The sequence below is a fragment of the Methylomonas sp. TEB genome, assembly GCF_047777895.1.
Taxonomy (GTDB): domain Bacteria; phylum Pseudomonadota; class Gammaproteobacteria; order Methylococcales; family Methylomonadaceae; genus Methylomonas.
Genome location: NZ_CP180476.1, coordinates 4,586,970 through 4,599,335 on the forward strand (window position 1 = coordinate 4,586,970; position 12,366 = coordinate 4,599,335).

Annotated in this window: 14 protein-coding genes; 8 read left to right on the forward strand and 6 right to left on the reverse strand. The window is 53.5% G+C overall.

Translation table 11 applies throughout. The annotated features are described in order from the left end of the window. Window positions 1-51 precede the first annotated feature (51 nt). Genes tldD through ACMXD4_RS20825 form a run of 5 tightly spaced genes read right to left on the reverse strand, consistent with a single transcriptional unit; the run spans window position 52 to window position 4,504 of the window. Window positions 52-1,491 carry a metalloprotease TldD gene (tldD, locus tag ACMXD4_RS20805; protein ID WP_415879263.1) on the reverse strand — a complete coding sequence of 480 codons (1,440 nt, stop codon included), beginning with the start codon at window positions 1,489-1,491 and terminating at the stop codon, window positions 52-54. Between the two features lie 43 nt (window positions 1,492-1,534). After that, on the reverse strand, window positions 1,535-1,999 hold the full coding sequence (locus tag ACMXD4_RS20810; RefSeq protein ID WP_033159385.1) for a hypothetical protein: 465 nt from the start codon (window positions 1,997-1,999) through the stop codon (window positions 1,535-1,537). Window positions 2,000-2,001: 2 nt separating this feature from the next. After that, window positions 2,002-2,868 (reverse strand): 23S rRNA (adenine(2030)-N(6))-methyltransferase RlmJ, encoded by an 867-nt coding sequence (locus ACMXD4_RS20815; protein ID WP_415879264.1) that lies wholly within the window; start codon window positions 2,866-2,868, stop codon window positions 2,002-2,004. A gap of 41 nt (window positions 2,869-2,909) precedes the next feature. Next, window positions 2,910-3,260, reverse strand: a complete 351-nt coding sequence (locus tag ACMXD4_RS20820) for a DMT family protein (protein ID WP_319962295.1) — start codon at window positions 3,258-3,260, stop codon at window positions 2,910-2,912. Continuing rightward, a complete protein-coding gene (locus ACMXD4_RS20825; protein ID WP_415879265.1) occupies window positions 3,257-4,504 on the reverse strand; it encodes a multifunctional CCA addition/repair protein in 1,248 nt (415 codons plus the stop codon). The genes ACMXD4_RS20820 and ACMXD4_RS20825 overlap by 4 nt, the downstream gene beginning before the upstream one ends. A gap of 45 nt (window positions 4,505-4,549) precedes the next feature. Between ACMXD4_RS20825 and ACMXD4_RS20830 the strand changes: the two genes are divergently transcribed. The 7 genes from ACMXD4_RS20830 to pqqE all read left to right on the forward strand — a co-directional run bounded on the left by ACMXD4_RS20830 (window position 4,550) and on the right by pqqE (window position 9,350). Next, window positions 4,550-5,386 carry a sulfite exporter TauE/SafE family protein gene (locus ACMXD4_RS20830; protein ID WP_415879266.1) on the forward strand — a complete coding sequence of 279 codons (837 nt, stop codon included), beginning with the start codon at window positions 4,550-4,552 and terminating at the stop codon, window positions 5,384-5,386. A gap of 154 nt (window positions 5,387-5,540) precedes the next feature. Further along, window positions 5,541-5,615 (forward strand): pyrroloquinoline quinone precursor peptide PqqA, encoded by a 75-nt coding sequence (gene pqqA / locus ACMXD4_RS20835; RefSeq protein ID WP_054760176.1) that lies wholly within the window; start codon window positions 5,541-5,543, stop codon window positions 5,613-5,615. Between the two features lie 109 nt (window positions 5,616-5,724). Next, window positions 5,725-6,636 carry a pyrroloquinoline quinone biosynthesis protein PqqB gene (gene pqqB / locus ACMXD4_RS20840; RefSeq protein WP_415879267.1) on the forward strand — a complete coding sequence of 304 codons (912 nt, stop codon included), beginning with the start codon at window positions 5,725-5,727 and terminating at the stop codon, window positions 6,634-6,636. An 11-nt stretch (window positions 6,637-6,647) separates the two neighbouring features. Beyond that, window positions 6,648-7,376 carry a pyrroloquinoline-quinone synthase PqqC gene (gene pqqC / locus ACMXD4_RS20845; RefSeq protein ID WP_415879268.1) on the forward strand — a complete coding sequence of 243 codons (729 nt, stop codon included), beginning with the start codon at window positions 6,648-6,650 and terminating at the stop codon, window positions 7,374-7,376. A 2-nt stretch (window positions 7,377-7,378) separates the two neighbouring features. Continuing rightward, on the forward strand, window positions 7,379-7,942 hold the full coding sequence (locus ACMXD4_RS20850) for a Uma2 family endonuclease (protein WP_415879269.1): 564 nt from the start codon (window positions 7,379-7,381) through the stop codon (window positions 7,940-7,942). 33 nt (window positions 7,943-7,975) lie between these two features. After that, the gene (gene pqqD / locus ACMXD4_RS20855) at window positions 7,976-8,248 is read left to right on the forward strand and encodes a pyrroloquinoline quinone biosynthesis peptide chaperone PqqD (protein WP_415879270.1); all 273 of its coding nucleotides are present in this window, start codon (window positions 7,976-7,978) and stop codon (window positions 8,246-8,248) included. Continuing rightward, window positions 8,226-9,350 (forward strand): pyrroloquinoline quinone biosynthesis protein PqqE, encoded by a 1,125-nt coding sequence (gene pqqE, locus ACMXD4_RS20860; RefSeq protein ID WP_415879271.1) that lies wholly within the window; start codon window positions 8,226-8,228, stop codon window positions 9,348-9,350. Before pqqD ends, pqqE begins: the two co-directional genes overlap by 23 nt. Before the next feature lie 45 nt (window positions 9,351-9,395). On the opposite strand, the gene msbA is transcribed toward pqqE, so the two are convergent. Beyond that, window positions 9,396-11,159, reverse strand: a complete 1,764-nt coding sequence (msbA, locus tag ACMXD4_RS20865) for a lipid A export permease/ATP-binding protein MsbA (RefSeq protein WP_415880852.1) — start codon at window positions 11,157-11,159, stop codon at window positions 9,396-9,398. A 57-nt stretch (window positions 11,160-11,216) separates the two neighbouring features. On the opposite strand from msbA, the gene ACMXD4_RS20870 reads away from it, so the two are divergent. Then, window positions 11,217-12,329 (forward strand): glycosyltransferase family 9 protein, encoded by a 1,113-nt coding sequence (locus tag ACMXD4_RS20870; RefSeq protein ID WP_415879272.1) that lies wholly within the window; start codon window positions 11,217-11,219, stop codon window positions 12,327-12,329. Window positions 12,330-12,366: the final 37 nt, after the last annotated feature.

The following is a 12,366-nucleotide window of genomic DNA, read 5'->3' on the forward strand; positions in this document are numbered from 1 at the left end:
TCTCTTAGAATTCGATTGCAGGTGTGAGCCGAAGCCGAGCGGCCCGAGGCATTAAACGCTGGTGCCGCCGACGGTTAGACCATCGATTTTCAAGGTGGGCTGACCGACGCCGACCGGCACGCTTTGCCCATCCTTGCCGCAAGTGCCGACGCCGCTATCCAAAGCCATGTCGTTACCGACCATCGATACTTTAGTCAACACGTCCGGACCATTACCAATTAGCGTGGCGCCTTTCACGGGGCGGGTAATTTGGCCGTTTTCGATCAAGTAGGCTTCGCTGGTGGAAAACACAAATTTGCCGGAAGTAATATCCACCTGACCGCCGCCAAAGTTACGGGCGTACAAGCCTTTCTTAACGGAACGGATAATTTCTTCCGGATCGCTCTGCCCCGGCAGCATGTAGGTATTGGTCATGCGCGGCATCGGCAAGTGCGCATACGATTCCCGGCGGCCGTTGCCGGTGGGTTTTACGCCCATCAAGCGCGCATTGAGCTTGTCTTGCATATAGCCTTTTAAAATGCCTTTTTCGATGAGCACGGTGTTCTCGGTGGGCGTGCCTTCGTCGTCGATATTCAAGGAGCCGCGCCGCCCAACCAGCGTACCGTCGTCGACTACGGTGCATAAATCCGAAGCCACCCGCTCGCCGACTCGACCACTAAACGCCGAAGTGCCTTTGCGGTTGAAGTCGCCTTCCAAACCGTGGCCGATCGCTTCGTGCAACAAAATCCCCGGCCAGCCCGGCCCCAACACCACGGTCATATTGCCGGCCGGTGCTTCCTGGGCCTGCAAATTAACCTGGGCCAAACGCACCGCTTCGCGGCCGTATTCGAAAGCCCGGTCATTTTCCAGAAAAAAGCTGTAATCGCTGCGCCCGCCGCCGCCCATGCTGCCCTGCTCGCGGCGACCGTTTTCGACCATAATCACCGTCACGTTCATCCGCACCAAGGGCCGCACATCGGCCGCCAACGAGCCATCCTGATTGGCAATCAGCACGCTGTCATAAGCCGCAATCAAGCTGACCATCACTTCTTCGATACGACTGTCCAACTTGCGGGTTTCGCTATCGACACGTTTTAGTAAGTCGATTTTTGCCTGATCGTCCAGAGACTTTAAGGGATTGACCGGTTGGTATAACTGCGGCCAACTCTTGGCGACTTCGATCTGGCGCCGCGCCTGCTGACCGTGTCTGACAATGGCTTTGACGTTATTGGCGGCCTCCAGCAGAATCGGCAATTCGATGCGGTCGCTGTAAGCAAAGCCGGTCTTATCGCCGCTCACCACACGCACCCCGGCGCCGTGTTCTATGGAATGGCTACCTTCCTTGATAATGCCGCCCTCCATGGACCAGGACTCGAAATGACTGGACTGAAAATAAATATCGGCCGCGTCGACCGGGGCACTGAGCAGCGCCGCCATCACTCGGTCTACGTCCTGGGTTTGCAGGCCGTTGCCGGCCAGAATGGATTGGGTAACTTGTTCTAGTAATGGCATAAGAAAATTAAAAATAAAACGGTTTCGTCAACGGTGCACGCCATCACATCACGAAAAATGACGCGATATAAGCAACAGCCACGGCAGTAAAAGCGATAGTCACCTTGTCCCTTATCGTCAGCGACAGCCAATACAACTCTAATTCGGTCTTCCGCCGTACCCAGGTATTCAAAAGCATTTGCTTAAAAGAGGCCCAAAGCCGGGGAACTAATTTCGAGAGTCGATAAAAACCGAACCAGGCAATGGTGACCAAAATATAAAACGTCACCACCTGGCTGCCGTGGCGGTCGGACTCGAATAGATACTCGATGATTTCACCGACATCCAAAACGTGGAATACCAATTCGACGGCTTCTTCAATACCTAATTCGACATACTCGAAGGCCACATGAAATCCTTCGAACACCAGATGCATCAATTCACCCAGCAGCTCCAGCGTCACATCGTACATGACGATAGCGAGTACCACAAAACCGACGATGATCAAGTCGAGATTCTTTCTAATCATGGCTAATTCCTTACCGCGCTCGCCACTGTCGCTTCGGGCACCTGCCACTCTACCCGCCAATGCCCCCGGCCATCCGCCAACGCTTGATCCAAGCAAGGCAACAAGGCTTCGGCTTGACTATCCAGTTGCCACGGCGGATTGATGAATAACATGCCGGAACCGGTCATACCGCGCCCCGGTCCGTCTTCGGCTATACAATGCTCGATGCGCAGCTGGCGAGGAATGCCGCTTTGCTCCAATTGCCGCATGAAGTTTTCAGTGGCCGTGCGGTCGATGACCGGATACCACAGCGCATAAACACCGGTAGCGAAGTGTTTATAAGCGGTCGTCAGCGCTGCGATGATTTTTTTGTATTCGTCGCGCATTTCGTAACTGGGATCGATCAGAATCAAGCCGCGCTTTTGGATGGGCGGCAACTTCTTGGTCAAGGTCTGCAAGCCGTCTTCCTTGGAGACGCTGACCTGCTTGTCGCCGGCGAACAAGTGTTGAAGGGCTTCGACATCGCTGCTATGCAATTCGGACAATACCAAGCGGTCTTGTTGCCTGACCAAACGCTTGACCAATTGCGGCGAGCCGGGGTAGCGCACCAGTTGCCGTCCGGTGTTTTCCGCACGTACTGCGGATAGATAATCTCTTAATTCCGGCGGCGCGTCCTGGCTGTCCCAAAGTTTGGCGATGCCTTGCTGGTATTCGCCGGTTTTTTGGGCAAACTCGGATTTAAAAGAATATTTACCGGCTCCGGCGTGGGTATCGATGTAAACAAACGGCTTGTCTTTCTGTTTCAAGGCGTTGATCGCCAGCGTCAGCAGACTGTGCTTTAAAACATCGGCAAAATTGCCGGCGTGGAAGCCGTGGCGGTAACTAAGCATGCTGTTCACCCATTATTATTGTTATTCCATTCCGTTCAATTTCAGCTTAATTTGGCTCTGAACATAAAAAACACCGCGCCCAGCAAACACAGCCCGGCCCAGAGATAATCCAGTTTCAACGGCTCTTTCATGTAGAACACCGAGAAGGGTACGAATACGCTCAGCGCTATCACTTCCTGCATAATTTTCAGTTGGGCGACACTGCACTGCGTGTATCCGATACGATTGGCGGGCACTTGTAACAGATATTCGAATAGGGCGATGCCCCAACTGACGAATGCGGCCAGCAACCAGGGCTTGTTATTCAATTCCTTTAGATGTGCGTACCAGGCAAAGGTCATAAAGACGTTGCTGCAAATCAATAAGCCGGCGGAGACCAGGATGGCATTCATGCTGATTCAATTGTTAGGTGCTGATAGCGTTGTTTGTAATCGTTGACGGCTTGGGCCCGCAATTTGCGGATAGCGATACCAATCTGCTCGCCTTGCAAGCCTTTCAGCAAAGCCGCCGAGGTATCGACAGCCGAGGCCGCCAGTGCCGCCGAGCGAATGTAGTCGGCTTGCGGGTAGGGCCGGTCTTCGAATCCGGTCCGGCCGCGCGCGTCGGCTTCGCACGCCTGGAGAAAATCAGCCAAATGGCTATCGGGCTTGAATGCGCCCAGGGTTTGCAACATATCGGTCAAGGTATCCGCCCGCAATTCCAAAGCCCGGTGGCAATGGGTGTGGTATTGCATGACCTGCGCACACAGCGATTTAAAATGATTCGGCACCCGCAATCTTTGGCACAGCTTGGCAAGCACCGGCAAACCTTTTTGCTCATGACCATGATGGCTGGGCCAATGCTGGCTGGGGGTCAAGGCCTTACCCAGATCATGTAACAAGGCCGCCAGACGTACCTCTGGCTTTTCGGAAAGTCGCGCCGCCTGCTCCAGCACCATCAACGAATGCACGCCGGTATCGATTTCCGGATGATATTTCTCCGGTTGCGGTACGCCGAATAAAGCGTCGAGTTCAGGAAAAACCGCTCGCAATGCGCCACAGTCTTTCAGCACCTGGAAAAACGCCGCTGGCGTTCGCTCCAATAAGGCTTTGTACAACTCGGCCCACACCCGCTCGGCAACCAGAAAATCCGCTTCGCCGGCCACTACCATCTTGCGCATCAATTCCAGCGTTTCCTCGGCGACAGTAAAGCCCAAATGGGCATAACGGGCAGCGAAACGGGCCACGCGCAAGATCCGCACCGGGTCTTCACTAAATGCGGGAGACACATGGCGCAAGATGCGGTTTTCCAAATCGCGCCGTCCATGAAACGGATCAATCAATTCGCCGTCATCCGTCATTGCCATCGCATTGACGGTTAAATCCCGCCGCAATAAATCCTCTTCCAGCGTCACATCCGGTGAGGCATGCACCGCAAATCCCTTGTAACCCGGGGCCGTTTTACGCTCGGTACGCGCCAAGGCATATTCTTCGTGATCGATAGGATGCAAAAATACCGGAAAGTCTTTGCCCACCGGCCGAAAACCGGCGGCCAGCATACTGTCCGCAGTCTCACCTACCACCAGCCAGTCACGCTCCTTAACCGGAAAATCCAGCAAACGGTCGCGAACTGCGCCGCCGACCAGATACGTTTTCATGCCTTAGCCACTCGCCTACTTAATGGATCAAAAGACACAGTATAAATGAGTCGCTATCATAGTGCTTTGCTTATTCCCCAGCCATTAATCATCATGACGGAAATTTTTTTAGCCGGCCTTTTACTGGGCATTCTCGCCGGCGTCGCCGCCGGTTTGTTCGGTATAGGCGGCGGCGCATTGATTGTGCCGGTGCTGGTGTGGGTGTTCCAAACTCAGCGCTTTGATCCGGAACAAATTATGTTGATTGCCGTTGCCACATCACTGGCGACTGCGGTACTTACGTCGGCAGCTTCAGTGCGCACGCACCACAAATTGGGTAACATCGATTGGCGACGAGCAAGGCATTTAGCCCCGAGTATGCTGCTGGGCGCCGTTGGCGGTGCCGTATTGGCCGAATATATCAGCGCCGACTCACTCCGTTGGTTTTTTGTTGCTTATCTAATTTATACCAGCGCACAAATGGCGATACCCAAGCCCAACAAAGCGTCATCACACCCAGCCAAATTCTCCCTGGATTACCCGATGGGTCTGTTGATCGGCGTACTATCAGCCATTTTAGGCATCGGCGGCGGCACCATGACCGTACCTTACCTGGCGAGCAACGGCCTGCCGATGAAAAACGCGGTCGCCACCTCCAGCACCTGCGCAATCCCTATTGCCCTGGCGGCTGCGACCAGTTACGCGGTATTGGGTTGGCAAGATAGTCATTTACCTGTTGGCAGTTTCGGCTATCTGTACCTGCCCGCCTTCGCCGGCATAGTCTTAACCAGCATATTTACCGCACCGTTAGGCGCCAAATTGGCGCACAGTTTGCCGGCACAAAAATTGAAGCGTTACTTTGCGATTGTGCTGTTGGCACTTGCGCTGAAAATGGCCTGGTAAGGCCGGGAACTTAAGCGCAGAGACATCGCTCCAAGTGCTGTTAGTTCCGGTTTGATTGCTCTGTTGCGCAAAGAAAAACTTCATCGTATACTTCGGCGCAGCTTTCTCGATCAAGCTATCGCACACAACAACAAAACCTCTGGAGGGTATATAAATGAAATGGGAAACACCAGCTTACAATGACATGCGTTTCGGTTTTGAAGTTACCATGTATATCTACAACCGTTAATCCTTAGGGATGACGATAAAAAAGGGGCATTTTCCTGCCCCTTTTTTTTGCCTGGCGTTTTTTAATCCCGTATCATGCGGCGCTCATTCATCATTCCCCTTAGGCAAACATGAAGATTAGAGTTCTCGGCGCCGGAGCCGGCGGCGGCTTTCCGCAATGGAACTGCAACTGCGACAATTGCCGACGCCTGCGTAACGGCCAATTCAACGGCAAAGCCCGCACCCAATCGTCGATAGCGATCAGTACCGACAACCGCAACTGGTTACTGTTTAACACCTCGCCGGACATTCGGGCGCAATTGGAAGCCTTTCCGGCCATCCAACCCAAAGAAGGCATCCGCGACACCGGCATCAAAGCCGTGCTGTTGATCGACAGCCAAATCGACCATACCACCGGCATGTTGATGCTGCGCGAAGGCAAACCGTTGAACGTCTATTGCACCGAGATGGTCAAGCAGGATTTGACTAGCGGCTTTCCGCTATTCAACATGTTGAAAGACTATTGCACCGTCAATCACCATCCGATTGCCTGCGACGAATCCCCGTTCGAGATTCCCGGGATTGATGACATCCGCATTTATGCCCATGCCCTGAAAAGCAAGGCACCGCCCTATTCGCCGCACCGCCACGATCCGCACGACGGCGACAACATCGGCGTCATCGTCGAGCAAATTTCCACCGGCAAAAAACTTTATTACTCACCCGGCCTCGGTGAAATCGAGCCGCACGTCCTGCAAGCGATGCTGAACGTTGACTGTCTAATGGTAGACGGTACATTCTGGACCGATGACGAAATGGTGACACGCGGCATTAGCCAAAAACGTGCTCGAGACATTGGCCACTTGCCGCAGTCCGGGCCTGGAGGCATGATTGAAGTATTGAATGGCGTGCCAAACGCCCGCAAGATTTTGATTCATATCAACAACACCAACCCGATTCTCGACGAAGATTCGCCGGAGCGTAAAACCCTGGATGCCAACGGCATCGAAGTGGCTTACGACGGACTGGAAATTGACTTATAAAAAGGTGTGACATGACTGCAGATAATCAACCCTGGAGCCGCGAAGAATTCGAAGCCAAATTGCGTGGGATGGAAAAGTTCTACCACATCCATCATCCGATGCACACGCTGATGAATGAAGGCAAACTGACCAAGCAACAATTGCAAGGCTGGGTCGCCAACCGCTTTTATTACCAGGTGATGATTCCGATCAAAGACGCCAACATCATGGCCAATTGCCCGGACCGGGAGACCCGCGCCAAATGGGTGCAACGCATCCTGGACCACGACGGCCACCCTGGCGACCCCGGTGGCATCGAAGCCTGGATACGTTTAGGCATCGCAGTTGGCCTGAGCCGCGAAGAAATCACTTCGCTGGAACATGTGCTGCCCGGCGTGCGTTTTGCCGTGGACGCCTACGTCAATTTCGCCCGCCGCGCGGAATGGCACGAAGCCGCCAGCTCGTCACTGACTGAACTCTTTGCCCCAAAAATTCATCAACAGCGCTTGGACAATTGGCCGGACGTCTATCCATGGGTCGACCAAGAGGGTTACACTTACTTCCGCAAACGCCTGACCGAAGCCCGGCGCGACGTGGAACACGGCTTGGAACTCACGCTGGATTGGTACAAAACCCGCGAACAGCAAGAACGCATGGTGCAAATTCTGAAATTTAAACTGGATGTATTGTGGAGCATGGCCGATGCGATTTATCTGGCCTATGTCGCTGACATGCCGCCCTATTTCAATATCGAAAAATAACGATGCAAACTGCCGAACAACTTCGTTTTAGCGCAGCCGACTTTTTGGCTTGGGAGGAAACTCAAGCTGAAAAGCATGAGTTCGTGGCAGGCGAAGTATTTGCGATGACGGGGGCCAGACAGGACCATGTGATCGTATGCGGCAACATCTTTGCTGGCCTGAAACAACGACTTCGCGGCACGCCCTGCCGACCTTATGTTGCTGACCTGAAGCTGCGAGTCGAGGCTGCCGATGCGTTCTTTTACCCCGATGTCATGGTGTCCTGCCATCCTAGCGACCTGGGCAACCAGCAATTTATTTCCAACCCATCGCTGATCGTTGAAGTGCTATCGGACTCGACAGCCGCTTATGATCGCGGTGGCAAATTCGCCGCCTACCGGCAACTAGAATCCTTAAACGAATACCTCATCATCGACATCGACGCGCGCCGCGTGGAATGCTTCCGCCGCACTGCCGACAACGACTGGCTGTTGCACGATTACATAGGCGACGTCGATTGCCAGCTACACAGCTTGAGCCTCAGCCTGCCGCTAGCGGAAATATTTGAAGACATTGAAGCGGCTTAATGCGCTAGCCGTTTGCTTAAACACCGGAACCTCATGACCATCACCCCAGACCAACTTATCCAATTCTCGCCGCTGCATAGGCTGCAATGGGAAGAAGCTCAACAAAAATACGTGATTCTCTATCCCGAAGGCATGGTCGAGTTAAACCAAAGTTCGGCGGAAATACTCAAGTTGTGCGACGGCAGCCGGATGCTGGCACAAATCGTATGCGAACTGGAGGAGAAATTCGCTACCTCCGGATTGACCGACGACATCACTAACTTTTTGAACGTAGCATTGCAAAATGGCTGGATCAAACAAGCTTAATATTACCCGACCACGCTGGCTGTTGGCCGAGCTGAGCTACAAGTGCCCGCTGCAATGCCCGTATTGCTCCAATCCGCTGGATTACGCTAAATACCCGAACGAATTAAGCACCGAGGATTGGAAACGAGTACTCAGCCAGGCTCGAAAGATGGGCGCGGTGCAGCTAGGCTTTTCCGGCGGCGAACCGCTCACCCGCCAGGACTTGACCGAATTGGTCGGATACGCGCGCGAACTGGGTTATTACTCCAACCTAATCACCTCCGGTTACGGCTTAAGCGAAGAAAAAATCGTCGAATTAAAACAAGCCGGTCTTGACCACATCCAAATCAGTATCCAGGCCAGCACCCAGGAACTGAACGATCACATCGCCGGCACCGCTAGCTATCAACACAAGCAGGACGTGGCCAGGCTGATTAAAAAACACGGCTATCCCATGGTGCTGTGCGTGGTGATTCATCGGGAAAATATTCACCAAATGCCGCAAATTCTGGAGATGGCCGAAAACCTCGGCGCCGATTATCTGGAGTTAGCCAATACCCAATATTACGGCTGGGCGCATTTGAATCGCGACGCCTTGCTGCCCACCCGCGAGCAGTTTCAGGAAGCGGAAAAAATTGCCCAAGCTTACAAGGAAAAAGTCGCCGGCAAGATGAAGATTTACTATGTGGTGCCGGATTATTACGAAGACCGACCAAAGGCTTGCATGAACGGTTGGGGCACGACGTTTTTGACCATCGCCCCGGACGGTACCGCGTTGCCCTGCCATTCGGCTCGCGAATTGCCCGGCCTGGATTGCCCGAACGTCAAGGATTTCAGCATCGAAGAAATCTGGAATGAGTCGAAAACCTTCAACTTCTTCCGCGGCACCGAGTGGATGCAGGAGCCTTGCCGCAGCTGCGACGAGAAGCTTAAAGACTTCGGCGGTTGCCGCTGTCAGGCCTTCTTGTTCAACGGCGACATGTACAGCACCGATCCCGTGTGCAGCAAGTCCCCGGAACGGCACAGAATCGACGCCGCGATTGATTCGGCGCGCGAACTCGCCTTGTCCGACCGGGAAAAGCCGCTGATATTCCGCAACAGCAAAAACTCCAAACAATTTTAAACACCTATCCCAGCCGGCGAATCATCTGAGCCGCCGGCTGACTCTTCACTCCTGCGCGACAGCAGTCTCCGGCTGCTCTGTTTGACCGCCATCCTGAAACTGCATCTTATGCAATTTGGCATACGCCCCATCGCGAGCCAACAGTTCGCGATGCGAACCTTGTTCGACAATCCGGCCTTTGTCCATTACCAAGATCACATCCGCACTCTCGATGGTGGACAAGCGATGCGCCACCACCAAGGTCGTGCGGCCTTGCATCACCCGCTTCAATGCCGCCTGAATGTAGCGCTCCGATTCGGTATCCAGCGCCGAAGTGGCTTCATCCAGAATCAAAATGGGTGCATCCTTCAATAGGGCCCGAGCCAGGGCCAAGCGCTGGCGCTGGCCACCGGACAGCTTGACACCATTCTCACCAATCTCGGTCTCCAATCCTTGCGGCATTTTGCTGATAAAGTCCATCGCATAGGCATCGACCGCGGCCTGCTCTATCTGCTCTCTGGCCGCACCTTGTAACGCACCATAGGCAATATTATTCGCAACGGAAGCGTTGAACAAGGTGACGTTTTGGGTAACCAAGGCGATCTGCCGGCGCAAACTATCCAAGCGGTAGCGTTTTAACGGCACGCCATCGATCAAAATCTCGCCCTGCTCGTAGTCGTAAAAACGCGGCAACAGGTTAATCATCGTGCTTTTGCCGCCACCCGAAGCCCCGACCAAGGCTACAGTCTGGCCGGGTTCGATCGTCACATTGATGTTATTCAAGGCCGGGGTTTCACTGCCGGGATAGCTAAAACTGAGATTTTTGAATTCGATGCGGCCCTGGCTGCGCTCAACCTGATAGTCGCCACCATCGATTTCCGCCGGCTCGTCCAATACTTCGAATAAAGATTCCGCCGCCGCGATACCGCGCAGGATCTCGGAATTGGCATCGCTCAATTGCCGAATCGGTTTGGGCAACAAGAATGCCGCGGTAAAAAAGCCGACGAATTCCCCCGGGCTGGACGATTTCATCATGATCAAGGCCAGATACATCATGCCGGCCAAGGCAAAAGAAATGACCAGTTGCATCAACGGATTATTCAGCGATACGGTCATGATCAGCTTGCGATGTTGGCCGCGATTTTCCAGACTGGCTTTCTTAAAGCGTTGCCGCTCGTAATCTTCCCCGCCGAAACTTTTTACGATACGGTTTCCGGAGACCATTTCCGAGGTGATATGCGTCAAATCGCCCACGGTATCTTGCATGTTGCGGCTTAAGCGTTTTAAACGTTTGCCGACATAACGCACCATGATCGCTACCACCGGGGCTATCGCCAAAAACACCAAGGAGAGCTGCCAGTTGGTATAAGCCAGATAACCCAGCAAGCCAACCGCAGTAAAACCTTCGCGCACGAAAGAACGAATCGAATCGGACGTCGCCCGCGTGACTTCGCCGATGTTATTGGTAATCCGCGAAATCATGTAGCCGCTGTTATGCGCATCGAAATATTGCACCGACAAGCGGGTGTACTGATTAAAAATTTCGCAACGCAGCTTGTGAATCAAATTGCCGGAAATTCGCGCCAGGTAATAATTACCCAAAAACGAGCCTATGCCTCGTACCAGAAACAACACCACGAAGGCCAGCGGCAGATATTGAATATCTCCCCGATCCGGCGCCCCAAAGCTGTCGATGATGCGCTGAATAATCATCACCACCGCCGGCTCAGTGGCGGCATAGATCGCAAAACCGATGGCAGTTACCAAAAATAAACGCCAATACGGCAACACAAACGCCAATAAACGCTTGTACACCTGCCCGTCCGTCATAGTTTTGCGCGAATTTTGTAACGTGTTCAATACTGTTTACCTTTAAAATGTACAGCCATGTTGATCAGCCAGCGTTCCATGCCCAACCAAAAACCGCTCAATATACAACCTAAACGCATTTTGGTGATAACCCTACGTTATCTGGGCGATACGCTGCTGGTTACCCCACTCATTTCGTCGCTGAAGCAAGCCTATCCAAACGCCGACATTGACGTTTTACTGCCGGCCAGCAACGCCGGTATGCTGGAAGGCAATCCCGACATCCGGCGCTTATTAACCGTAGCGGGCAAGCCCGGCGGTTTGGCATTCGGCAAATTGTTATTCAGCCTGTTTCGCCGTTACGATTTAGCCATTTCCACGCAAGCCGGCGACCGGCCAACTTTGTGCGCAGCGATAGCCGGCAAAACCAGCATCGGCTTTGTGCCTGGCGATGCTACTAAGGCTTGGTGGAAAAAAGCGCTACTCAAGCGCTGGCTGGTATTTAGCAGCGATTACGGTCACGCCGTCTTGGAAAACTTGCGCTTCTGCAAGTTACTGGGAATAGCGCCTTGCTATCGCCTGACTCCGCCGCAAAGCTCGACGCCGATACCCAGCATAACTGATCCCTACGTCGTTCTACATATTATGCCGCAATGGCGCTATAAACAGTGGCACGCCGAGGGCTGGTGCGAGCTCATCGCCTTTTTAGACCGGCAAGGTTTTAAAGTCGTATTAACCGGCAGCGGCAATCCCGCCGAGTTGGCAGCCTTGCGAGAAATACAGCAACAACTGTCGGCAGGCGCGCTCAATCTTGCCGGTCAGCTGTCGCTGGCGCAATTGTCCGCCTTGATTGGCAAAGCCGCATTATTCGTCGGCCCAGACACCGGCATCACCCACTTGGCGGCGGCCACCGGCACACTGACTTTTGCCTTATTCGGACCCACTGATCCGGAAAAATGGGCACCCTGGCCGAGCCGATACGGCGAAGATAAAACGCCTTTCGCGTCTCGTGGTTCAAGCCAAGTAAATAACGTGTATCTGCTGCAAGGCCAAACCGAACAAAACTGCCTACCCTGCCAACTGGAAGGTTGCGACCGGCACCGCGACAGCCACAGCGCTTGCCTTGATCAGTTATCCAGTGGCCGGGTGATCGACGTGATCGCGCAAACATTGCAAGCCAAACGGCCATAACGAAGATGTTATTTTCCACAAAACCGTCGATAATCGC